The following is a 22,564-nucleotide window of genomic DNA, read 5'->3' on the forward strand; positions in this document are numbered from 1 at the left end:
AGGTACGCCCCCGGGGCCCGCGCTGTCCCCGGCTTGGCCGAATCATTGCCTGATCCTGGCCGATGCTTTGGAAACCGCTGCTCCATCTGCCTTGTAGCCTCCGATCGGCATGTCTGTCCGTTACATTTCAGATCGGCAGGAATGTTTTCGGCACGGGGGCGGACATGGAGATCAGGCAGCTGCAGTACTTCGTATCGGTCGCCGAGGAGCTGCACTTCGGCCGCGCGGCGCAGCGCCAGCACATCGCGCAGTCCACCCTCAGCCAGCAGCTCCGCCGGCTCGAACGGGAACTCGGCCACGACCTCTTCGTGCGCACCAGCCGATCGGTCGAACTCTCCCCGGCCGGCCACCGCATCCTCCCGCGCGCCCGCGCCGTCCTGGTCGCCCTCGATTCGCTCGCCGCCGAGGCCCGAAGCCTCACCGGCCCCGCCGAGGAGACCCTGCGCCTGGGCACCGGCAGCAGCCTCGGCAGCCGGCTCGACCTCTTCCTCGACTCGCTGATGGCCCACGACCCCGACCTGCGGGTCCAGTTCCGCAACCTCGCGGGCCCGCAGCGGATCCGCCAGGTCCGCACCGGCGAACTCGACGGCGCCGTCGTCCGCGGCGCCGTCTCCATCCCGGGCCTGCGCGTCCTGCCGCTGTTCTCCGACCGCCTGGTCGCCGTCCTGCCCGCCGCCCACCCGCTCGCCGGGCGGCAGGCCGTCCCGCTGGACGCCCTGCGCGACCTCCCGCTGCGGATCGTCCCCCGCGACCTCAACCCCGCCCTGGTCGACCTGCTGCTCTCCGCCTGCGCCACCGCCGGGTTCCGGCCCGTCCTCGGCCGGCCCTTCACCACCCAGCACGACACCCTCGCCGAGATCGCGCTCAGCGCCGACTCCTGGACGGTGCTCTACGCCAGCAACGCCGAGGCCGGACTCTCCCGGCGGGTGGTCTGGCGCGAGTTCGCCGGCACGCCGCTCGCCGTCCCGGTCTCCCTGGCCCTGCGCCCAGGCCTGCCCGCCCGCAGGGTCGAGCGGCTCGCCGTCGCCTGCGCCGACGTCCGCGACCAGCTCGCCGAGCCGGCCCCCGGCGCCGCCATCGATTGATCCGGACGATCGGTTCGTGTGAGGAATGGCCGTTGATCGCGGTCACTGCCGGTGGTGGGGTGGTTTCCCAGAGGGACCGCACATCCCGCAGGGGGATGGGCATCATGTACGCCACCAAGGAGACAGGTGCTCACGAACATCGACGTCACACTCCGTGACGGCGGATACCGCAACAACTTCGACTTCCCACTCGGCTACGCGCTCGACCACGCGCGGACCAGCGCCGGGGCTGGCGTCGAATGGATCGAGATCGCCTACCGGAACGGCTCCTTCAAGCCGGTCCCGGACATCGGTCTCACCGGCCGGGGGGACGACGCGTTCATCCGCGCCGCCGCCGACGCGATAGGCCCCGACCGGGTCTGCGTCATCCTCCACCCGCACAACACCGACGACGACGACCTCGCCGCCGTCCACGAGGCGGGTGCCAGACTGCTGCGCATCTGCGCCGACGCCTCCGCGCCGGCACCCGCGCTCGCCACTCTGGCCCGCGCCAAGCAGCTCGGCTTCACCACCGCGATCAACCTCACCCGGGTCACCCACCACTCCCGGCGGCAGCTCGTGCACGTCGCCGCCGACGCCGCCGAACTCGGCGCGGACGTGGTCTACCTGGCCGACTCCAACGGCAGCCTGCTGCCCGCCGACACCCACCGCCTGGTCACCGCCGTCGGTCACGTCGTCGACTGCGAGATCGGCCTGCACGCCCACAACAACCTCGGCCTCGCCCTCGCCAACGCGATCGCCGCGACCGAGGCCGGCGCCACCTGGATCGACTCCTCGGTCCTCGGCATGGGCAAGGGCCCCGGCAACCTGATCACCGAGCAGTGGCTCGCCTACCTGATCCGGCAGCACGGCACCGCCCGCTACGACCTCGGCTCCGCGCTCGCCCTCGCCGAGAAGCTCCGCCGCGACATCCCCGAGGCCAGCCCCGAACTGCCGCTGCCCGACCTGCTGCTCGGCTGGTTCGACCTCACGGTCGAGCACCGCGCCCGGCTGCGCGGTGACGGCATCGGCGCCCTGTTCGACTCCGCGACCGAACTCGCCAGGAACGCAAGGGCGGCCGCGTGACCGACGCACGTCGCACGGTCGGTGACGGCCCGAAGCGCGCCGCAGTCCTCGCACCGGCCATGCCGGTGTGGGACGGCGGCGCGTTCCTCGGGCCGGTCACCGGCCTGCTCACCGCGGCCGGCTACCGGGTGACGGTGTACGACACACTCTCCGCCGACCGGCCCGACTTCACGGCCGCCGCCGACCACTGGGCGGCCGAACTCGCCGCGGACGGACGGCCCGACCTGATCGCCGGCGCCGCCCTCGGCGGCGCCACCGCGCTCGACCTGCTGGCCCGGCCCGCCTTCCGCGGCACCCCGGCGCTGCTGATCTCCGCCCCGATGCGCGCCGACGCCGAGCTCGACGAGCGGCTCGGCGCGATCTCCGTGCTCGCCGCGGCCGGCGACCTCGGCGCGGCGCTCGCCCTGCTGGAGCACCGCGTCGCCCCCGCCACCGGCGTCGGCGAACCGCCCCGCACCACCCCCGTCCCCGCACCCGCCACGCCCGGCAGCACCCGCCTCGCCCGCGGCCTGCCACTGCTGCGCGGACTCGACCTCGGCGCCGCCGAACCCCGGCTCGACGGCCCCCTGCTCCACCTGTACGGCGAGCACTCCCAGCTCGTCACCGGCCGACACGGCGTCCCGCCGCGCCCGCCGCACCGGCACAGCACCCCGGTGCCCGGCGCCGGCATGCGACCCCAAGCCGACAACCCGCCGTTCACGGCCGCCGCCGTCGGACGGTTCCTGGAGGAACTGGCAGCGTGAGCAACGTCAAGAAGATCGCCGTCCTGCCCGGCGACGGCATCGGCCGCGAGGTCGTCGAGGCCGTCCTGCCCGTCCTCGACACGGTCGGCGCCCCCGTCGAACTGATCCACGGCGACATCGGCTGGGAGTGCTGGCGCGAGGAGGGCGACCCCGTCCCCCGACGCACCTGGGACCTCATCGACCGCACCGACACCTGCCTGCTCGGCGCGATCACCAGCAAGCCACTGCGCGAGGCCCGCGCCGAACTCGCCGACCACCTGCGCGCCGACCCGCCCGCCTACGTCTCCCCGGTCATCCAACTGCGCCAGCGACTCGGCCTGTTCGCCAACATCCGGCCGGTCGAGAACCACCTCGGCCGCGGCCTGCCCTACCGCTTCACGGTGATCCGGGAGAACACCGAGGGCCTCTACGCCGGCTTCGATCACGCCGGCGCCGGCGTCCCCGAACCGCTGCGCCGGCACGTCGCCGACCACCCCAACGCCACCGCCTCCGGCCCCGACGGCACCGCCGTCTCCCTGCGCCTGACGACCCGCCACGGCATCGAACGGCTGCTCCGCTTCGCCTTCGACCACGCCCGCCGGCACGGCCACACCCGGCTCACCTGGGCCGACAAGCCGAACGTGCTCCGCCACAGCGGCGACTTCGCCCGGGAGATCCTCGAACGCGTCGCCGCCGAGTACCCGGAGATCGAGGCCGAGGTGCACAACGTCGACGCCGTCGCGCTCTGGATGGTGCGCCGCCCCGAACGGTTCGGCGTGATCGTCGCCGAGAACATGTTCGGCGACATCCTCTCCGACCTCGGCGGCGGCGTCATGGGCGGACTCGGCCTCGCCCCCAGCGGCAACATCGGCGAGCACGGCAGCTACTTCGAACCCGTCCACGGCAGCGCCCCCCACCTCGCCGGACGGGACCGCGCCAACCCCGCCGCCACCGCCCTCACCATCGCCCTGATGCTGGAGCACCTCGGCCTGGACGAGGCCGCCCGGGAGATCCCGCGTGCCGTCCGCGAGGTACTGCGCCGCGGCGAGACGCTCACCTACGACCTCGGCGGCACCGCCGGCACCCGGGAGAGCGCCGACGCGATCCTGCGCGCCCTCGCCGCGCCCGCCCCGCAGCCCACCGCGGCGATCCTCACCGTCGGCGAGGAACTGCTGAACGGCGACGTCGTCGACACCAACGGCGCCGAGGCCGCCAAGCTGGCCGCCGCCCACGGCCTGCGCACCACCGCCCGCCGCACCGTCGGCGACGGCCTGGCCGAGATCACCGGCGCCGTCCGCGAACTCCTCGGCGGCGACCTGCTGCTGGTGGTCGGCGGACTCGGCCCCACCTCCGACGACCGCACCCGGCAGGGCGTCGCCCAGGCACTCGGCCTCCCGCTGGAGCGCCGCCCGGAGGCCTGGCAGGCCGTCACCGAGCGGCTGCAGCGCTTCGGCCTCACCGTGCACGCCGACAACGAGCGGCAGGCGCTCTTCCCGCAGGACAGCACCCTGCTGCCCAACCCCGACGGCACCGCCTGGGGCTCGGTGACCCGCCTCGGTCGCACCCGCGTGGTGATGCTCCCCGGGCCGCCCAAGGAGTGCCTGCCGATGCTGCGCACCCTGCTCGACCGGGACTTCCCCGCGGCGCCCGCCGCCGAACGCGCCCGCTGGCGCACCCTCGGCCTGATCGAGGCGGACGTCGCCGCCGGCGTCGACCGGGTGCTCACCGCCCACCTGCCCGGCCGCACCGCCGGCTACCGCTGGCACTACCCGTACCTCGACATCACCCTCCCGCCGGAGGCCCCGGCCGCCGCGGCCGAGGAGGTCGAGGCGCTGCTCGCCGGCTACGTGGTGAGCCGCAGCGGCCTGACCGCCGCCGAGGAACTCGCCGCCGCCGCACCCGGGTTCGCCCTCAAGCTGGACGACACCCTGAGCGGCGGCGCGGCCGAACGGCTGCTGGCCCCGCTCGCCGACCCGGCGGGCGAGCCGGTCGAGGTCCGGGCCCGGGCCGAGGGCCCGCAGCCCGCACCCGGGGAGTGGACCGGCTCGCTGGACATGCGGTGCACCGTCACCCGGGCCGGCGCCGTCCGCAGCCACACCCTCGCCGTGCCCCGCCGTGGGCCCGAAGTATCCGACTGCGCAGCCGAGTTCATCGCCTGGAGCGTGCTGCGCGCCCTGACCGGGGAGACCGCCGATGCCCACCGCTGACCACCGTCCGACCGAGACCGTCCCGGCCGGCACCGCCGGCACCGTCCGCGAGCCGCACGCGCTCGACCCCGAGCTCGCCGCCCGGCTCGCCCTGCTGGACACCGCGGCGCTCTCCGACGCCCTCGACAGCCTGGGCATCACCGGGGTGCTGCCCGGCGTCGCCGCCCGGGTGCCCGGCGCGGTCGCCTTCGGACCGGCCTGGACCGTCCGCTACCGGCCGGTCGGCGAGGCCACCGGCTTCCGGAACGCCGCCGACTACCTCGACGAGGTGCCTGCCGGCTCGGTCGTCGTGGTCGACAACGCCGGCAGCACCGACTGCACCAACTGGGGCTCGCTGCTCACCGGGGTGGCGCAGGCCGCCGGTGTGCGCGGCACCGTGCTGCACGGCAGCGCCCGCGACGTCCGCGAGATCCGGGCGGCCGGGTACCCGCTGTTCAGCACCGGCGTCACCATGGTCAGCGGCAAGAACCGGGTGCAGCTGGACCGCACCCAGGTGGAGCTGACCGTCGGCGGGACGGCCGTCGCCCCCGGCGACCTGGTCTTCGCCGACGACAACGGCGCCCTCGTGGTGCCGCGCGCCCGGCTGGCCGAGGTGGTCGCCCGCGCCGAGAACGTGGAGCGCACCGAGGCCCGGATCCGGGCCGCCGTCGCCGGCGGCTCCCGGCTGGACGAGGCCCGGGCCGCCTTCCGCTACGACCGGCCCTGGGAGGACGCGCACGGCGGCCGCGCGGCCGAGGAGGCGGTCGCCGATGCAGGCCACTGAGGCGGGGCCGTCCGCCGCGGCCTTCGTCGACGTCCACTACCACGCCGACCCGGACGCCTACCTGCGCCGGCACACCGCCCTGCGGGCCGCCAGGCGCTACGCCTGGCACGGCGGCTGGGTGGTGCTGAAGAACCACCTCGGCTGCACGGTCGCGCAGAGCCGCGAACTGCGCGCCATGGGCCTGCCGGTCTCCGGCTCGCTGGTGCTCAACAGCACCGCGGGCGGCCTCGACCCGCAGGCCGTCCTCGGCGCGGTGTACCGGCACGGCGAGGGCACCGGGGTGCGCCTGGTCGTCCACCTGCCGACGGTGACCGGCCGCAGCCACCGCAGCACCCTCGTCCGGCGGCCCTGCCACCCGCACATGGCGGACCACGGCATCGCCCCGCTCACCGTCTCCGACGAGCAGGGCAGGCTGAAGCCGGCGGTGCTGGAGATCCTGCGGATGGCCCGCGACCTGGACTTCGTGGTCTCCACCGGGCACGCCTCGGCGGAGGAGGTCCGCCGACTGGTCGACGCCGCGGTGGACACCGGTATCCCCGCGCTGATGCTCAACCAGCCCGCCAACCCGCTGACCGGGCTGCGCTACGAGCAGCTGGTCGAGCTGGCCGAGGCCCCGATGGTCTACACCGAGCAGACCGCGCTCACCCGCCTGCTCGGCTACCAGGACGAGGAGGACGTCCGCAAGGTGGTCACCGCGCTGCCCCGGGCGCTGTACAGCTCCGACCTCGGCCAGCCCTCCCAGCCCGACATCGACAGCTGGCTGGAGCTCACCCGCTCGTGGTTCACCGACTTCGGCCTGACCGACGAGCGGATCCGCGAGGTCACCCGTGACGTCCCGGCCCTCATGCTCACCCCCGAAGGGAGCCCGTCCCGATGACGACCGGTCAACCGTCGGCCCGCCAGGCCGCGCCCGCGCGCGGCCTGCTGCTCGCCGTCCTGGTATCGCTCAGCGCGAGCGGCCTGTTCGCCTCCGACATCAACCTGCCCGGCATCCCGGTGGCCGCGCACGCCCTCGGCACCTCGGTCGCCTCGGTGCAGTGGACGTTCAGCGCCTTCGTGATCGGCATCGCGGTCGCCCAGGCGCTGTACGGCCCGCTCTCCGACCGCTGGGGGCGCCGGCCGGTGATCGTCGCCGGGCTCGCCCTGTTCACCGCGGCCTCACTGCTCTGCGCGGCCTCCACCGGCGTGGTCCTGTTCACCGCGGGCCGGCTGCTGCAGGCGCTCGGCGCGGGCGCCGGCATGGTGGTCGGCCGGGCGGTGATCGGCGACCTGTACGAGGAGAAGGACGCCGCCCGGGTGTTCACCACGATCATGCCGATCGTGGGTGTCTCCCCGTCGGTCGCGCCGCTGGTCGGCGGCTACCTGACCGAGTACGTCAGCTGGCGGGCGCCGTTCGTGGCGACCGCGGTGATCGGCCTGGCCACCCTGGTCGCGGTGGTCGCGGCGGTGCCGGAGAGCCTGCCCGCGGAGCGCCGGGCCAAGCGCCTCGGCGCCACGCTGCGCGCCTACCCGCGGCTGGCCCGGGAGCCGCTGTTCTGGGCGTACACCGGCAACCTGTGCGTGGCGTACGGCGGCTACTTCGGCTACCTGGCGGCCTCACCGCTGATCTTCGAGCGGATGGGGCTGTCCACCACTGCCACCAGCTACTGCTACATCACGGTGTCCGTCTCCTACGTGCTGGGCAACCTGTGGTCGCGGCGGCTGGTGCGCACCCGGGCGGTGGACCCGCTGCTCTGGCGCGGCCACCGGTTCTTCGTGCTCGGGTCGCTGCTGGTGCTGGTGCTCGGCCTGACCGGGGTCGGCTACCCGTGGAACCTGCTGGTGCTCGCCTTCATGCCGGTGCTGACCCTCGGCAACGGCTTCCTGCTGCCGCTGTCGATGAGCGCGGGCGTGACGAACTTCCGCTCCACGGCCGGTGCGGCCTCCGGGCTGATGGGCGCGCTGCAGCTGTCGGCGGCCTCGGTCGGGATCTTCCTGTCCAGCCGGCTGCCGCAGGGCGACCTGGCGGGGCTGGGCTGGTTCATCTGTGCGGCGGCGGTGCTCGGTGCGGCCTCGTTCGGCCTCTTCCTGCGGGCCGCGGGGCGGCGGTCGGCCCGGGAGGCGCTGCCCGTCCCGCCGGCGGCGCAGGCCGTGCCGTCGGCGGGACGCGGCTGAGTTCAGGCCCGGCCGCCGGCCGAGGCCATGCCGAGCCAGCTGTGCGGATTGCCCTCCCAGCACCAGCCCAGCTTGGGCGCGCCCCCGCTGATCCACAGCGCGGGCACCCGGCGGTCCCCGCAGCGCGAGGCGCCGAGCGAGAAGCACCTGTTGGTGGCGAGCAGCTCCGGGTACTGGGTGACCACGGCGACGCCCTCCTCGATCGTCAGCGGGGTGCGGCCGCGCTCGGCGACGGCGGCCAGCGCGTCCCGGGGGACGGCGCCGCAGAACTCCTCGCCGCGGTCGACGTCCCGCAGCAGGTAGGCCCGGCCGCCCGGCAGCGGCACGGTCGGGGTGAACCGGGCGAGGTCGCCCTCGGGGTAGTGCCGGTCCACGATCCCGGGGCGGCTGCGGCCGGCCAGCGCGGTCAGCGGCACCGTCCGCTCGATCGGCACCAGCTCCCGGGTCACCACCAGCACGAACGGGACCCGGCCGCCGTCGGGCGGAGTGCCGGGGCCGGCCGCCGCGCGCAGCGGTTCGAGCAGGGCGGTGAAGTCGTCCTCGGGCAGGCCGGCCAGGGCGGGGTAGCCCAGGTCGGTCAGCCGCTGCAGCTGTCGGTCGAACTCGGTCATGCGCCTCCTCATCTCCGTACCAAGTACACTGTACACAGTACGGAGATTGGCGGTGGAAGAATTCCGGCCATGGTGACCGACCGCAGCAGTGCAGGCGACCCGGCGCGCACCCTCGCGCTGCTCTGGGGCGGGGGCGGCGTCCCGTCCGGCCGTCGCGGCCCCCGGCAGGCCAGGACGGTGCCGGAGATCGCCGCCGCCGCGATCGGCCTCGCCGACGCCGAGGGCGTCGGCGCCGTCACCATGCGCGCCGTCGCCCAACGGCTCGGCCTGTCCCCGATGGCGCTCTACACCTACGTGCCGGGCAAGGCCGAACTGCTCGACCTGATGCTCGACACCGTCTACGCCGCGATGCCCCGCCGCACCCCCGCCGACGGCGGCTGGCGGGCCCGGGCCGCGGCCGTCGCCGACGACAACGCCGCCCTGTACGCCGCCCACCCCTGGGTCGCCGAGGTCGCCACCGGCCGCCCCCCGCTCGGCCCCGGCCTGATGGCCAAGTACGAGTACGAGCTGCGTGCCCTCGAAGGGCTCGGCCTCGGCGACGTCGAGACCGACGCCGCCCTCTCCTTCGTCCTCGGCTTCGTGCAGAGCTGCGCCCGGGCCGCCGCCGACGAACGGGCCGCCGAGCAGGAGAGCGCGATGAGCGACGAGCAGTGGTGGGCAGGCAACGCCGACCTGCTCGCCAAGGTCTTCGACCCGGAGCGCTTCCCCACCGCCGCCCGGATCGGCACCGCGGCCAGCGAGGCCCACGGCGCCGCCTCCAGCGCGGCCCACGCCTATGCCTTCGGCCTGGCGCGCGTGCTCGACGGGCTGGCCGCGCTCGACCGTGCACCGGACGGCCGGCCGAGCGACGGGCCGAGCGACGGGCCGACCGGCGGATCGGGCCGCGCATCGGGTGCATGAGGCAACTGTCATGACCAAAATCTGGATACGGGCGTGACATCCTTGCCTTCCGCCGCTACCGTCGATCCGGCACCGGCGCGCGCGAGAGGCAGAGCGGCATGAGAGACGACCACGAGACCGGCCGCGGATTCTGGTACGGCGCCGCCGCCTACGGCATGTGGGGCCTCTTCCCGCTCTTCTGGCCGCTGCTGGAGCCGGCCGGAGCCGTCGACATCCTCGCCAACCGGATGGTCTGGTCCCTCGTCGCCGTCGCCCTGATGCTGCTCGTCCAGCGCCGCTGGGCATGGATCCGCCCGCTGCTCGCCCAGCCCCGCCGACTCGCCCTCGTCGCCCTCGCCGCCGCCGTGATCTCCGTCAACTGGGGCGTCTACATCTGGGGCGTCAACTCCGGCCACGTCGTCGAGACCAGCCTCGGCTACTTCATCAACCCGCTCGTCACCATCGCCTTCGGCGTCCTGCTGCTCCGCGAACGCCTCCGCCGCGCCCAGTGGGTCGCCGTCGGCATCGGCGTCCTCGCCGTCGCCGTCCTCACCGCCGGCTACGGCCGGCTGCCCTGGATCGCCCTCACCCTCGCGCTCAGCTTCGCCACCTACGGCCTGCTCAAGAAGAAGGTCGCCCTCGGCGGCCAGGAGGGCTTCGCCCTCGAGAGCGCCGTCATGTTCCCCTTCGCCCTCGGCTTCCTGATCTGGCTGCAGATCCGCGGCGAGGGCAGCCTCGGCCACGCCGCCGGCGACAGCTCCGCCTGGGCGCACTCCGGGCTGCTCATGCTCAGCGGCCTCATCACCGCCATCCCGCTGCTGTGCTTCGGCGCCGCCGCCGTCCGCGTCCCGCTGACCACCCTCGGCCTGCTCCAGTACCTGGCGCCGGTCTTCCAGTTCCTCATCGGGATCACCGTCTTCCACGAGTCGATGCCGCCCGCCCGCTGGGCCGGCTTCTCCCTCGTCTGGGCCGCCCTCGCCGTCCTCACCTACGACGCGGTGCGCCGCGTCCGGACGGACCGCGCCGCCCTCGCCGCGGCCGCCGCGGCCGCCTCCACCGAGCGGCCGGACACCGCCCCCGCGGCCCCCGGAACCGCCTCCGCCGTCACCCGCTGAGACCACCCGAACGCGCTCCGCGCGGGGGCCGTTCGCACCGGGAATCCCGTTGTGAAGAAGTCCCCGCCGGATCTCCTCAACCCAGGTCTCGGACTGCTAACGTCCGGGGTGCCACCGCCGCCGGCCGACGGAAACCCCGTTCTGCGCGGGCGCCCGCACGGCCACAGGAGGGTTGTGATGGTCCACCTCACGGGTCAACTCACAGGGCAGCTCGCCCGGCCGTTCCGCCGTGTCGCCGCCGGCCCCGGCCGCGCGGCCCAGTCGCTGCGCGACGCCGCCGACGACCTCCTCGCCCGCGGCGCCGCCCTGCGCCTGCCCGCCGTCCGCCGTGAACTCGACGCCGCCGAGAGCGGCGACCTGCTGCTCACCGGCGCCCCCAGCGGCGGCACGGTGCGCATCGAGTGGCAGCGCCACGGCCGCCCGGCGATAACCCTCGACGGCCCGTACCGGCTCGACCGGGTCGACCTCAAGGGCTCCCACCGGGCCCGGCTGTACGGCCTGACCGCCGGCGTCCGGCTGGTCTGCCCCGAGTGGTCGCCGCTCTTCCTGATCGCCCCCGCCCAGCTGCCGCTGCTCGCCTGCGCGGCCGCCGCCTCCCGGATGCTGCCGGTCCGCTGACCGGCCGCCCGGCCCCGGACGCTTCGGCGGACGGCTCAGACGGTGATGTCCCGACTGGTGAAGCGCGCCCACGCCGCCGAGCCGAACACCACCGCGTACACCGCCTGCAGCCCCAGGTTCTGCAGCACGTCGTCCCAGTGCATCGGGTTCCGCAGCAGGTCGGAGAAGCTCAGCCACCGGTGCGTGAACAGGAACGGCTGCACCGCGTGCAGCTGCGGGAAGCTGTCCAGGATCTGCACCGTGATCACCAGCACCACGGTGGTCGCCATCGCGGCGATCCCACTGCCCGTCAGCGTCGACACGAACAGGCCGATCGCCACCAGCCCGGCCAGTGACAGCGCGACAACCCCGGCCACCAGCACCGCCCGCAGCAGCGCCGTGCCGACCCCGATCGAGTCCCCCGACAGCAGCGTCACCTCGCCCAGCGGGAACAGCGCCGCCCCCGTCACCAGCGCCGAGACCGCCACCACACCGGTGGCCGCCACGCAGAACGCCATCGCCGCGGAGAACTTCGCCGCCAGCAGCCGCGACCGCCCCGCCGGGGCGACCAGCAGATAGCGCAGCGTGCCCGTGGCCGCCTCACCGGCGATCGCGTCCCCCGCCACCACGCCCACCGTCATCGGCAGGAAGACGGGCAACGTGACGGCCAAGGCCGTGAAGACCAGGAAGAGCCCGTTCTGGGTCACCTGGGCGATGAACGCCGGCCCCTCGCCGCGGCTGCCCCCGGTCTGCACCCGCACCACGACACCGATCAGCACCGGCAGCGCGGCCAGGATGCCCAGCATCGCCATCGTCCGCGCCCGGCGGAAGACCAGCGCCAGCTCACTGGTGAACAGCGCGGCGTACCCGGCCGCCCCCGCCCGGGCGGGAGCCGCCGAGCCCCGCGGCACCGCCTCAGCCCGCGACATCGAAGCCCTCCCCGGTCAGCGCCACGAAGGCGTCCTCCAACGTGCCGCGCTCCACCGCGAAGCCGCGCACCCGCACCCCCGCGCCGACCAGCGCCGCGCACAGCGCCGGCAGCGCCTCCTCGCCGTCCGGCGGCAGCCCGTCCACCACCCCGGCCGCCACCTGCAGATCCGTCACCCCGTGCTCCTTCAGCACCCGGGCCGCCTCCTCGCCGTCCGCCGTCCGCACCACCAGCCGGCCCTGTGCCCGGGCGGCCAGCTCCGGCACCGTGCCCTGCACCACCAGCCGGCCCCGCGACATCACCGCCGCGTGCGTGCAGACCTGCTCGATCTCGTCCAGCAGGTGGGAGGAGAGGAACACCGTCGTGCCGTCCGCCGCAAGCTCCCGCACCAGCGACCGGATCTCCCGCATGCCCTGCGGATCCAGGCCGTTGGTCGGCTCGTCCAGCACCAGCAGCTCCCGCGGCCGCAGCAGCGCCGCCGCCAGGCCGAGCCGCTGCTTCATGCCCAGCGAGTACCCGCGGGCCTTCCGGCCGGCCGCCGCCGACAGGCCCACCCGGTCCAGCGCCGCCGCCACCCGCCGCTCCCGTGTCCGCGGGTCGGCGGTCGGATCGGCCGCGTCGAACCGGGCCAGATTGGCCCGCCCGGACAGGAAGCCGTACAGCGCCGGCCCCTCGATCAGCGCCCCCACCCGCGGCAGCACGACCCCGACCGACTGCGGCATCGGTGCGCCCAGCACCGCCGCCGACCCGGCGGACGGCGCGATCAGGCCCATCAGCATCCGGATCGTCGTCGTCTTGCCCGAGCCGTTCGGGCCGAGGAAGCCGAACACGCTGCCGCGCGGTACCACCAGGTCCAGCCCGTCCACCGCCGTGCGGTCACCGAACCGCTTGGTCAGACCGCTGGTGCGGATCACCTCCTCGGACCCGGCGGGGGCCGGACCCGCGAAGGCCCGGCCCCCCGACCGCTCCACCGGCGGAGCGCCGGCCACTACTTCACCCCGGCCGCGTGCTGCAGCACCGGCAGCGTCACCGCACCGGCGAACACCCGGCCGTCGTCCGTCACCAGCACGTTCACCACCTTCGTGCCGATCAGCGTGCCGCCGCCCACCGGCTTGCCGAACGCCTTCACCAGGGACAGCGCGCCCTGCGGCCCGCCCTCGGCCCCCTGGCCGCCCTGCCCGGACAGCTCGCCCGCCGGCAGCCGGAGCGACACCACGGTCGTCCAGCCCTCGCCCGTCAGCTGCACGTCCGGCCGGCCGCCGGCGGGCGCCTTCCCGTTCGGCTTCCCGTTCGGCGTGCCGTGCCCGGCGGCACCCCTGCCCGTCTCGTCGGCCTTCTGCTCCGTCACCTTCGCGCCCTTCGGCGGGGTGAACGCGAACACCGAGGCGGCGGGCCGGTCGAAGGACACCTTGCTGTAGTGCACGTCCAGCACCGGGCCGCCGGACGCGGCCGTCGCCTGCACCGCCAGCGGCACCCCGTGCTCCGCGTCCACCGCGATCCGCACCCGGGCGATCGTCGAACCCTGCCCCTTCGGGGTCAGCGTCAGCCGGTAGGCGTTCCGGCCGGCGACCGTGGTCGTGCCGTCCACCGCCACCGTCGTGCTGCCCGAGGCGAAGGCCAGGAACTGCTTCGCCGCGTCCTGCGGGGTCACCGCGCCCGCCGCCGGCAGACCCGGCGTCCTCCCGGTCGCGGTCTGCGGGCCCGTCAGGTGCACCGCCTCGTTGGAGGAGCTGTCCCACGCCCAGACGTCCGTGCCGTTGTGCACCAGCTCGTAGCCGGCGAGGTCCTCCACCAGGCCGATCCGCTGCCGGTCCGGCCCGTCCACCGCGACCTGCAGGGTGTGCTGGCCGGCGAGCAGCTCCGCGAGCTTCGCCTGCGGCTGGGCACCGCCCTCGGAGCCGCGGTGCCCGCCCGAGCCGCCCCGGCCCTGCGCGCCCAGCCCGCCGGCGGCGCCGAGCAGCTGCGACGGCACCCCGAGGTCGGCCTTCACCTGCACCGTTCCGGACAGCGCCTGGGTGTCCGAGCCCAGCGCCTTCGCCACCAGCTGTTCCGCCGTCACCGACGGCAGGTCGGGGCCGGAGTCGCTCGCCAGCGCCGGCACCAGGCCGACGCCCGCGGCCACCGCCGCCACCACCGCCACCGGAACAGCCACCCGCACCAGCGTCCTGCGGCCCGACCGGTACGGCGCCCCCTGCTCCTGCTCCGCCATCTCGTCCATCCCCTCCGAGTCGTCGCTCTGTCTGTCCTCTCCATTAGAGACGCCGCGGGCCGCCGCGGCATCGCTCCGCAGAGCTGGATCCGGGTACGACCGTCGTCGCACCCGACCCTGAGGAGGACTCAGGGTCGGATCGGTCCGGAGGCGGAGTCCGCACGCTCCCGCCGGGGCGTGTGGGCGAGAGGTGCAGGTCCGCGACCCCGACACCGCCCCGTACGGCTCTTCGAATACAGTGCAGGCTCCTGGTCGCCCCGGACGAAAGGCAGAAGACCCGTGATGCCCCTGTGGTCGCGCGCGCAGCAGCAGGACTTCCGCAGCCGGGTGCGGGGCTGTCTGCTCGGCGGGGCGATCGGCGACGCGCTCGGCGCCGGGATCGAGTTCGACCCGCTGGAGAAGATCCGCTCCGCGCACGGCCCGCTCGGCGTCACCGGCTACGTGCCCGCTTACGGGCGGCGCGGCGCGGTCACCGACGACACCCAGATGAGCCTGTTCACCCTGGACGGCCTGATCCGCGCACACGTCGGCCGGGACACCGGCACCTGGCACCCGCCGACCGACGTGCACAAGGCCTACCTGCGGTGGCACGCCACCCAGCAGGACTGGGGCCCGGACGAGCGCCGTCCCGACCTCGGCTGGCTCGGCCGGCAGGAATGGCTGTACGCCCAGCGGGCACCCGGCCAGGCCTGCCTCACAGGGCTCTCCGGGCCGGACGCGAACCGCCTCGGCACCGTGGACGCGCCCCGCAACCCGCACTCCAAGGGCTGCGGGACGGTGATGCGGGCAGCGCCGTTCGGGCTGCTGACCGCCTGGGACCCGGGCCTGGTCTTCCAGCTCGCCGTGGAGTGCTCCGTCCTGACGCACGGCCACCCCACCGGCTACCTGGCGGCCGGCGCCTTCGCGGTGATCGTCCACGCGGTGGCCCGCGGCGGCACCCCCGAGGAGGGCGTGCACCTCGCCCTGGCGCTGCTCTCCGAGCGGCCCTCGCACGAGGAGACCACGGCGGCCCTGCGCGCCGCACTCGACGCCGTCCGGGCCGGCGAGCCCTCCGCGGAGCGGGTCGAGGCGCTCGGGGAGGGCTGGGTCGCCGAGGAGGCGCTGGCCATCGGCGTCTACTGCGCGCTGGTCGCGGAGGACGTGCGGACCGGCCTGCTGCTCGCGGTCAACCACTCCGGCGACAGCGACTCCACCGGGTCGATCTGCGGGAACCTGCTGGGCGCGCTGCACGGGGAGACGGCGCTGCCCGCCGATCTGGTGGCGGAGCTGGAGGGGCGCGGCACGATCCTGGAGCTGGCGGACGACTTCGCGCTGGAGCTCCTGCACGGGCCCGAGCTGCACGGCACGCCGGGCTGGGCCGAGCGCTACCCGGTCGGCTGAGGGCCGCCGGGCAGCGCGTCGTACCGTTCTGCCCGGTCAGAGCTCGCCGAAGGCGCCCGCCGCGACGGCCGTCGTGAAGGCGGACCAGGCGGCGTTGGAGAACTGCAGTCGGGGGCCCTCCGGGTCCTTGGAGTCCCGCACCGCGATCGTGCGGGTATCCGGGACGGCGATCTCCACGCAGGCGCCGTTGCCGCCGCTGTGGCTGCTCTTGCGCCAGGTCAGATTGGTCGTGGACGTGGTGGTCATTACCTGAACCCCTCTGCAATGGTGTGCATCAGTGACCGACTGTCCGCGACACTGAGCGCCGCGGCCCGCAGGTGGTCGTAAAGATTGGTATAGCGGCGCACGTCGGCCTCCTTCTCCAGGTAGAGATCGCTCGTCACCCCTTCGAAGTAGACAACAGTCGAATCGGCAGACTCGGGGAACTCCATCAGGGAGAATGTCCCGCTCATGCCCGGGTGGGCGCCGTGGCTGAACGGAATCACCTGCAGGTTGATGTACGGCTGCTCGCTGAGTGTCAGCAACTGGCAGAGCTGGTCCGCCATCACGGCCTTGCTCCCGACCTCGCGGCGCAGCACCGCCTCGTCTATGACGACCCAGAGACTGCCGAGCCGGTCCTCGCTGTCGCCGTCTATCCGCAGCTGGCGCTTCATCCGGACCTCGACCCGGCGCTGCACCGCCTGGCCGTCGTAGTCCGGGAACGTGCCGGCGACCACGGCCTCCGCGTACTCCCGGGTCTGCAACAGGCCCGGCACGAAGGAGGACTCGTACGCGCGGATCGAGGAGGCCTCCGCCTCCAGACCGATGTAGACGCTGTACGGGATGTCGCCGAACTCGTGCCACCAGCCGCGCTGGCGGGACTCGCGGGCCATCTCCATCAGCCCGGCGCGGACCCGCTCGTCGGCCACCTCGTACACGTCGCAGAGATCTCTGACGTCCCGCTGGCTGATGCTGCGCCGGCCGTTCTCCAGCCGGCTGATCTTCGACTGGGAGACCATCAGGCGGCCGGCCACCTCCTCGGCGGTCATGCCCTTGAGCTCGCGCAGGCGCCGGAGTTCGGCGCCGAGCCTGCGTCGGCGCACGGTGGGATTGACGCTGGCGGACACATCGACCTCCGGCCGGACCTCTGGCGCAGACGACAGCGCTGCACCTCGGAACAGTGTGGAAATTGGTACCAACCCCCCCTGACGTGGAGAGCATGCCATCTTGTGTCTGCTCCGTGCCGGGGAATCCTCCCAGCGGACTAGAACAGATCATCGGAAAAGTGTGTAATCGGGATGGCATGCCTTGCACTTGGTCGTCCCGCGCGGTAAAAGCCCGCCGACGCGCGGTGTCCGCACTCCTACCCCGCCGCGGCGCGCCGAACGCCCCCCACGGCACAGGTGACACAGAAGGGCGGCCCGCCCGGCAGTCTTCCTGCCGGGCGGGCCGCCCTCACGTACTCAGTTGCGGCGCGCGCCGATCAACGCGCGCCCACCCGGGTGGCGACCGGACGGCCGCCCGCGGCCGGCCTCGCCGCCACCGGGGCCGCACTGCGGTTCTGTTGGACCGGCAGACCGTTCTGCACGTCCATCACCGCGTGCGCCACCATCCCGCCGAGCGGGTCGTAGCGGATCAGGTCCCGCAGCCGGGACCGCGAGGACCTGCCCTCGTTGCCCGGATAGAGGTGCTTGCCCAGACCCACCGCGTGCGCCAGCGCGGCCAGCGCGGCCGTCCGTGGGTCCGGCGGCACGCCCGTGCGGATCGCGGTGTCCAAGCGCTGCTTGATCGCGGAATTGGTGCAGTCGTCCGACGCCTGGTACCGCGTCGTCGGAAGCACCCCGCACACCTGGCCCGCCACAGCCGTCACCATGCCGCACCGCTCCAGGTGCGCCAGGTACGTCTGCCGCAGGCCCAGCCGGGGCCCGCCGATCCAGTGCGACGCCCGGACCGCACTGCCGCGCCGTCGCAGCAGCTCCAAGGCGTGGTCGAGGGTCGGATCACCGGTCGGCCGTGCGAGAACCACGGCGATCCGGTCCCCGTCCGGGGCGATGCGTCCGGCCAGGGACAGCTCGACCAGCTGCGCCCCGGCGAGTCCGAGGTCGAGGGTCTGGGGCTGCGCAGTGGTACCCGTGGTCGGGTCCAGTGCGAGCAGCAACAGCTCCTCGGGAATTGTTCTGCGGCTCCTGCCCATCCAAGCCTCCCCGCGTGGATGAGAGACAGCGTGACGCCTCTCACACAGGCTTGTCGAGTACGCCTCCGAATCGTGACCTTGGCACGGCAGGCTGGAACCGGTCTCCCCGGCCCGGCGTCTGAGCCGGGGACGGGACCGGACGGGCAGAAAAAAGGGCCGGTCGGGCGGGGTGCGCGCGCTTGACGCGCCGCCGGTGGCGGAGACTGTACAGACATCCCGACGGGACGAGAACCCGTAGGAAAAAATGAAGGATCGGCGCGGCCCACGGCCCGCCGGCCCGGGCGGGCAGCCGGTCCGCCGGGCGGACGAGGAGGAGAGGGTCAGTGGGCGAGTCCCCCGACACAGGGCGGCGCGACGGGGCGGCCGAGGGTTCGGCGACGAAGGAGGACACCGCATCGGCGCGTACCGCCGAACCCGCGGAGACCTCCGCACCCGCGGACCGCACCGAGCCGGCGGACACCGCCGAGACCGACGACGCGGCCCGCGACGACGACGCGACCGACACCGCTGCTGATGCCGCCGCCGATGCAGCTTCCGACGGCACTTCCGACGGCGCCGATGCGGCAGCGGACGCCGACGGTGCTGCCTCCGACGCTGCCCCCGACACGGACGAGGGCATCGACGAGGACAGCGACGAGGTCACTGCCGAGGACCGCGACGAGAACGCCGACGAGGCCGTGGCGGTCGCCGCCGGCGCGGGCGGCGCGACCGTCCACCTCCGCCTCGGCGCTTCGGACAAGGCCACCGCCGCCCTCCGGCTGCCCGTGGACAACGCCACGACCGCCCTGCGCCTGCCGCCGGAGGTCCGCAAGGCCGCCGCCCCTGCAGCCGAGCCCGCCGAGCCCGCCGAGCCCGCCGAAGCCGCGGAGCCGGCCGAGGCCGAGGCCGGCGACCAGCAGCCGAGCGACAGGACCACGATGCTGCGGGTCCCCGCAGGATCGTTCGGCAAGACCGCCGCCGAGCCCGTCCCGGACGCCACCACCGCGCTCCGTCTGCCGCCGGAGGTCCGCAAGGCCGCCGAGGCCCCGTCGGCGCCGGCCGACCGCGCCGGCACGGACGACAAGTCCGCCGCGGACAAGCCGGTGGCACCCGAGCCGGAGGCACCCAAGCCCGACGAGGCCGACAAGAGCGCACCGGACAAGAACGCCGGGCCGGACAAGGACGCCAGGCCAGACAAGAGCGTTGGGCCCGAGAAGCCCGCCGCCGGCACCGGGTCCGACAGCGCGGCCGACGCCCCCGCCGACAACGCCACCCGGGCGCTGCGGCTGCCCGTCGACAACGCCACGCGCGCCCTGCGGCTGCCCCCCGAGACCCGCACGCCCGCCACCGGTGCCCCGGCCGCCTCCCCTGCCGAGGACCCGGACAAGGCCTCCGCGAAGTCCACCGACCCGCGACTCGCCATGCGCGACAGCCGCGAGGTGGCCGGCGCCGCCCTCAAGGACACCCGCAAGCCCGTCGGCGGCAACGCCCCCGAAGCCGCCCCGCCGCGCCCGGAGTCCCGGCCCACCCCGCCCCCGCCGCCTCCGCTGCCCGTGCCGGACCCGCTGCCGGTGCCGCCGGCTCCGCTCCCGTCGCCGGACAACACCATCGAGGCGATGGAGGTGCTCGCCACCCTCAGCGCCCGCCCGGCCAGCCCGCTGCGCCGTGCCGCCAAGCGGACCGCGATCTGGGCGCTGTTCATCGCCTTCGTGCTCGGCGTGGTGGCGGTCGCGCAGCTGCTGCGCCCGCTCCCGGATCCGGAGACCAAGCTCGGCCTGCCGACCGACTACACCTTCCAGGGCGAGAAGCTCGCGGTCGACTGGCCGGCCAAGGGCCAGTCCGCGGCAGCGGTGATCGGGGTCGGAACGGTCGGCACCTCCGGTGAGCAGACGCCCGTCTCCATCGCCAGTGTCACCAAGGTGATGAACGCCTACCTGGTCCTCAAGGCGCACCCGCTCAAGAAGGGCGAGAGCGGCCCGAGCATCACCGTCGACAAGGCGGCCGCCCAGGAGTCCGTCCTCAAGGACCAGTCGCGGGCCCAGCTGACCGAGGGCCAGCAGCTCAGCCAGTACCAGGCGCTGGAGCTGCTGATGCTGCCCTCGGCCAACAACGTCGCCCGCCTGCTGGCCCGTTGGGACGCGGGCTCGGAGGAGGCGTTCATCGCGAAGATGAACGCCGAGGCCGCCAAGCTCGGCATGACCAACACCACCTACGCCGACCCGGCCGGCTACAACGACGACACCAAGAGCACCGCCACCGACCAGCTCAAGCTCGCCGAGCAGGCCATGAAGGACGACGTGTTCCGGCAGATCGTCGCGGAGCCCGAGATGCGGTACAACAACGTCCGCATCCCGAACACGAACGACCTGGTCTTCACCGAGCGCGGCAGCGTCATCGGCGTGAAGACCGGCTCGTCCACCGCGGCCCAGTCGGCGCTGATGTGGGCCGCGGTCAAGGAGATCGGCGGCACCAAGCGGACCATCATCGGCGTGACCCTGCGGCAGCCGGCGGTCGCCGGCGTGGACCTCGCCAAGGTCGCCCAGGCGCCCAGCCTGAAGATCATCAAGTCGGTGCAGAACGGCCTCGAAGGCCAGACGCTGGCCAAGCAGGGCCAGGTCGTCGGCCGGGTCGAGGACGGCCTCGGCGGCTCGGTGCCGATCGTCGCCGCCAAGGACCTCACCGTCGCCGGCTGGTCGGGCATCACCGCCGAGCTGACCCTGGACGCCACCAAGCTCGGCCACGCCGTGAAGGCCGGCACCCAGGTCGGCACCCTGTCCGCCGGTGAGGGCGAGGGCCGGATCGAGGTGCCGGTCACCCTGCAGGGCGACCTGGCGCCGCCGTCCATCCTGTCGCGGCTGACCCGCATCCTCTGACACCCGCAGGACGGGCGAAGGCCCCGCCGTTCCCGCCCCGAAAGGCGGCAACGGCGGGGCCTTCCCGCATCCCGGTCCGGGCTCGCCCCCGGTCTCACCCGGGTGTGGGGCCCCGCGCGGAACCCCCGCCGCCGTTCCGCGGCTCCGACGCCTCCGGGCCCGTTCCGCCCCCGCCGCCCGCGTCGTCCTGGACGGTCTTCGGCGCCGCGGCGGCGTCGCCCGGTGCGGCCGGTGTGTCCGGTGCAGCCGGCGTCGTCGGTTCGATGCCCAGCAGCGCCGCCACCGCGGGCTCCTGCGACAGCACCCGGCCCAGCGCGATCGTGAAGGTCACCGCGGTGAACATCACGATCAGCCAGGACAGCAGCGTGAACACCACGCCGTACGGGCCGAACCGGCTGATGCTCTGCGACACCGCCCGGGGCAGGTACACCGCGGCCGCCGCGCTCACCCCCACCACCGCCGCCCCGCACAGCACCGCGCCCGGCAGCAGCGGGCGCCAGGGGACCCGTCCGGCGAGCAGCAGGTGCTGGGTCCACCACCAGAGCGCGGAGTCCATCAGGAGGGTCAGTGGAATGCCCAGCCACAGGCCCGCGCCGAAACCGTCGTGCAACTGGTGCTGGAAGACCAGCACCACCAGCCACACCAGCAGCCAGGTCAGCCACCGCCAGGCGGTGATCCGCCCGGACGCCTTCGGCAGTTCCCAGCAGCGCTCGCAGACCCGCTGCACGGCGCGGCTCAGCGCGGTGGCGGACAGCAGGGTCACGATCACGCCCACCGCACCGAAGCTCTGCGCGACGTCGTCGTCGTGTCCGGTCGACAGGAAGGCCGCGACCTGCTGCTGGGCGGCGCCCTTCAACCCGAGCTGCTCGCGCAGCGAGGTGACCACGCCCTCCTTGATCGCGGCCGGGGCGAACACCGCCAGCGCCATCAGCGCGGGCAGCGCACTGAGGAAGGCCTGTGCGGCCATCCGGGTGGCACAGTCCAGCAGGTTCACCCGGAGGACCTGGTGCAGCGCCCGGCCGATCAGCGGCACGCGGTCGGGCATCAGCCTGAGCGAACGGGCCGTTCCGGCCGCCCTGGCCCGCATCCCCGGCTGCTGCGACCCTGTCACACCGGCTCCCTCCGCGAGCGTGCACTCCGTGCGACCCAGCCCCATGCTCGCCCCGGCGGTGGCGCCCCGCACCCGCGCCGACCGGCGTCCGGCTACCTCGTCCCGCTCCCGCCCGTGATCCCGCCCCTGCTCCCGCCGGTGTTCCTGCCGGTGACGGTGTGCGTGATCTTGTCGAGGCGGGAGGTGATGCCCCAGGCGGTGACCCGCCAGAGGGCCTCGACGACGATGTTGCGGCTCATCTTGGAGGCGCCGTGCTCGCGCTCGACGAAGGTGATCGGGACCTCGGCGACCTTGAAGCCGGCCTTGACGGCGCGCCAGGCGAGGTCGACCTGGAAGCAGTAGCCGGCGGAGGCGACCTCGTCCATGCCGAGGCCTTCGAGGGTCTCCTTGCGGAAGGCGCGGTAGCCGCCGGTGACGTCGCGGATCGGGACGTCGAGCATCAGGCGGGAGTAGGTGGAGCCGCCGCGGGAGAGCAGCAGGCGGGACTTGGGCCAGTTGACGACCTTGCCGCCGGGGACCCAGCGGGAGCCGAGGACGAGGTCGGCGCCGCGCAGGGCGGTGAGCAGGCGGGGCAGTTCCTCGGGCTGGTGGGAGCCGTCGGCGTCCATCTCGACGAGGACGGTGTAGCCCTCGTCGATGCCCCAGCGGAACCCGGCGAGGTAGGCGGCGCCCAGGCCCTCCTTGCCCTTGCGGTGCAGGACGCGGACGTGGTC

The 22,564-nt window shown here is 74.2% G+C and carries 21 protein-coding genes; 12 read left to right on the forward strand and 9 right to left on the reverse strand.

Annotation, left to right across the window (positions count from 1 at the left end; all coding sequences use genetic code 11):
- The first annotated feature begins 164 nt into the window (after nucleotides 1-164).
- The 7 genes from AB0P35_RS08370 (at nucleotide 165) to AB0P35_RS08400 (ending at nucleotide 7,996) form a co-directional block, all read left to right on the forward strand.
- Nucleotides 165-1,085: a LysR substrate-binding domain-containing protein gene (locus AB0P35_RS08370; protein ID WP_363508075.1), complete on the forward strand. Its 921-nt coding sequence runs from the start codon at nucleotides 165-167 to the stop codon at nucleotides 1,083-1,085.
- 126 nt (nucleotides 1,086-1,211) lie between these two features.
- A complete protein-coding gene (locus tag AB0P35_RS08375) occupies nucleotides 1,212-2,150 on the forward strand; it encodes a hypothetical protein (protein ID WP_363508078.1) in 939 nt (312 codons plus the stop codon).
- Nucleotides 2,147-2,893 (forward strand): hypothetical protein, encoded by a 747-nt coding sequence (locus AB0P35_RS08380; protein ID WP_363508081.1) that lies wholly within the window; start codon nucleotides 2,147-2,149, stop codon nucleotides 2,891-2,893. Before AB0P35_RS08375 ends, AB0P35_RS08380 begins: the two co-directional genes overlap by 4 nt.
- Complete coding sequence (locus AB0P35_RS08385; RefSeq protein ID WP_363508084.1) at nucleotides 2,890-5,079, forward strand: isocitrate/isopropylmalate family dehydrogenase; 2,190 nt, start codon at nucleotides 2,890-2,892, stop codon at nucleotides 5,077-5,079. The genes AB0P35_RS08380 and AB0P35_RS08385 overlap by 4 nt, the downstream gene beginning before the upstream one ends.
- Entirely contained in the window at nucleotides 5,066-5,842 is a 777-nt protein-coding gene (locus tag AB0P35_RS08390) for an RraA family protein (protein ID WP_363508087.1), read from the forward strand. The genes AB0P35_RS08385 and AB0P35_RS08390 overlap by 14 nt, the downstream gene beginning before the upstream one ends.
- On the forward strand, nucleotides 5,829-6,719 hold the full coding sequence (locus AB0P35_RS08395; RefSeq protein ID WP_363508090.1) for a DUF6282 family protein: 891 nt from the start codon (nucleotides 5,829-5,831) through the stop codon (nucleotides 6,717-6,719). The genes AB0P35_RS08390 and AB0P35_RS08395 overlap by 14 nt, the downstream gene beginning before the upstream one ends.
- Nucleotides 6,716-7,996 carry a multidrug effflux MFS transporter gene (locus AB0P35_RS08400; RefSeq protein ID WP_363508093.1) on the forward strand — a complete coding sequence of 427 codons (1,281 nt, stop codon included), beginning with the start codon at nucleotides 6,716-6,718 and terminating at the stop codon, nucleotides 7,994-7,996. Before AB0P35_RS08395 ends, AB0P35_RS08400 begins: the two co-directional genes overlap by 4 nt.
- A gap of 2 nt (nucleotides 7,997-7,998) precedes the next feature.
- Here AB0P35_RS08400 and AB0P35_RS08405 read toward each other — a convergent pair whose 3' ends face one another.
- Nucleotides 7,999-8,607, reverse strand: a complete 609-nt coding sequence (locus tag AB0P35_RS08405; protein WP_363508096.1) for a DUF5701 family protein — start codon at nucleotides 8,605-8,607, stop codon at nucleotides 7,999-8,001.
- 69 nt (nucleotides 8,608-8,676) lie between these two features.
- On the opposite strand from AB0P35_RS08405, the gene AB0P35_RS08410 reads away from it, so the two are divergent.
- From AB0P35_RS08410 to AB0P35_RS08420, 3 genes are all read left to right on the forward strand, one after another.
- Entirely contained in the window at nucleotides 8,677-9,507 is an 831-nt protein-coding gene (locus AB0P35_RS08410) for a TetR/AcrR family transcriptional regulator (RefSeq protein WP_363508099.1), read from the forward strand.
- Between the two features lie 98 nt (nucleotides 9,508-9,605).
- The gene (rarD, locus tag AB0P35_RS08415; RefSeq protein WP_363508102.1) at nucleotides 9,606-10,601 is read left to right on the forward strand and encodes an EamA family transporter RarD; all 996 of its coding nucleotides are present in this window, start codon (nucleotides 9,606-9,608) and stop codon (nucleotides 10,599-10,601) included.
- 177 nt (nucleotides 10,602-10,778) lie between these two features.
- Entirely contained in the window at nucleotides 10,779-11,219 is a 441-nt protein-coding gene (locus AB0P35_RS08420; RefSeq protein ID WP_363508105.1) for a hypothetical protein, read from the forward strand.
- A gap of 35 nt (nucleotides 11,220-11,254) precedes the next feature.
- On the opposite strand, the gene AB0P35_RS08425 is transcribed toward AB0P35_RS08420, so the two are convergent.
- The 3 genes from AB0P35_RS08425 to AB0P35_RS08435 all read right to left on the reverse strand — a co-directional run bounded on the left by AB0P35_RS08425 (nucleotide 11,255) and on the right by AB0P35_RS08435 (nucleotide 14,335).
- Nucleotides 11,255-12,127, reverse strand: coding sequence for an ABC transporter permease (locus AB0P35_RS08425; protein ID WP_363508107.1), 873 nt, complete (start codon nucleotides 12,125-12,127; stop codon nucleotides 11,255-11,257).
- Nucleotides 12,114-13,040, reverse strand: a complete 927-nt coding sequence (locus tag AB0P35_RS08430; RefSeq protein WP_257019083.1) for an ABC transporter ATP-binding protein — start codon at nucleotides 13,038-13,040, stop codon at nucleotides 12,114-12,116. The genes AB0P35_RS08425 and AB0P35_RS08430 overlap by 14 nt, the downstream gene beginning before the upstream one ends.
- A gap of 74 nt (nucleotides 13,041-13,114) precedes the next feature.
- Complete coding sequence (locus AB0P35_RS08435) at nucleotides 13,115-14,335, reverse strand: DUF2092 domain-containing protein (protein ID WP_363508110.1); 1,221 nt, start codon at nucleotides 14,333-14,335, stop codon at nucleotides 13,115-13,117.
- A gap of 282 nt (nucleotides 14,336-14,617) precedes the next feature.
- Between AB0P35_RS08435 and AB0P35_RS08440 the strand changes: the two genes are divergently transcribed.
- Nucleotides 14,618-15,715 carry an ADP-ribosylglycohydrolase family protein gene (locus tag AB0P35_RS08440; RefSeq protein ID WP_363508113.1) on the forward strand — a complete coding sequence of 366 codons (1,098 nt, stop codon included), beginning with the start codon at nucleotides 14,618-14,620 and terminating at the stop codon, nucleotides 15,713-15,715.
- A gap of 36 nt (nucleotides 15,716-15,751) precedes the next feature.
- Here the strand turns inward: AB0P35_RS08440 and AB0P35_RS08445 are convergent, their stop codons facing one another.
- The 3 genes from AB0P35_RS08445 to AB0P35_RS08455 all read right to left on the reverse strand — a co-directional run bounded on the left by AB0P35_RS08445 (nucleotide 15,752) and on the right by AB0P35_RS08455 (nucleotide 17,888).
- Nucleotides 15,752-15,961: a DUF397 domain-containing protein gene (locus AB0P35_RS08445; protein ID WP_095873488.1), complete on the reverse strand. Its 210-nt coding sequence runs from the start codon at nucleotides 15,959-15,961 to the stop codon at nucleotides 15,752-15,754.
- A complete protein-coding gene (locus AB0P35_RS08450; RefSeq protein WP_095873487.1) occupies nucleotides 15,961-16,821 on the reverse strand; it encodes a helix-turn-helix transcriptional regulator in 861 nt (286 codons plus the stop codon). Before AB0P35_RS08450 ends, AB0P35_RS08445 begins: the two co-directional genes overlap by 1 nt.
- A gap of 356 nt (nucleotides 16,822-17,177) precedes the next feature.
- Entirely contained in the window at nucleotides 17,178-17,888 is a 711-nt protein-coding gene (locus AB0P35_RS08455; RefSeq protein ID WP_095873486.1) for a GPP34 family phosphoprotein, read from the reverse strand.
- Nucleotides 17,889-18,211: 323 nt separating this feature from the next.
- Between AB0P35_RS08455 and AB0P35_RS08460 the strand changes: the two genes are divergently transcribed.
- Nucleotides 18,212-20,740 (forward strand): hypothetical protein, encoded by a 2,529-nt coding sequence (locus AB0P35_RS08460; RefSeq protein WP_363508116.1) that lies wholly within the window; start codon nucleotides 18,212-18,214, stop codon nucleotides 20,738-20,740.
- A gap of 94 nt (nucleotides 20,741-20,834) precedes the next feature.
- On the opposite strand, the gene AB0P35_RS08465 is transcribed toward AB0P35_RS08460, so the two are convergent.
- On the reverse strand, nucleotides 20,835-21,785 hold the full coding sequence (locus tag AB0P35_RS08465; protein WP_363508119.1) for a YhjD/YihY/BrkB family envelope integrity protein: 951 nt from the start codon (nucleotides 21,783-21,785) through the stop codon (nucleotides 20,835-20,837).
- Between the two features lie 158 nt (nucleotides 21,786-21,943).
- Nucleotides 21,944-22,564: polyprenol monophosphomannose synthase (locus tag AB0P35_RS08470; RefSeq protein WP_363508122.1), on the reverse strand; the 621-nt coding region annotated here is incomplete at its 5' end.

The organism is Kitasatospora sp. NPDC085879 (assembly GCF_040686255.1).
Taxonomy (GTDB): Bacteria; Actinomycetota; Actinomycetes; order Streptomycetales; family Streptomycetaceae; genus Kitasatospora.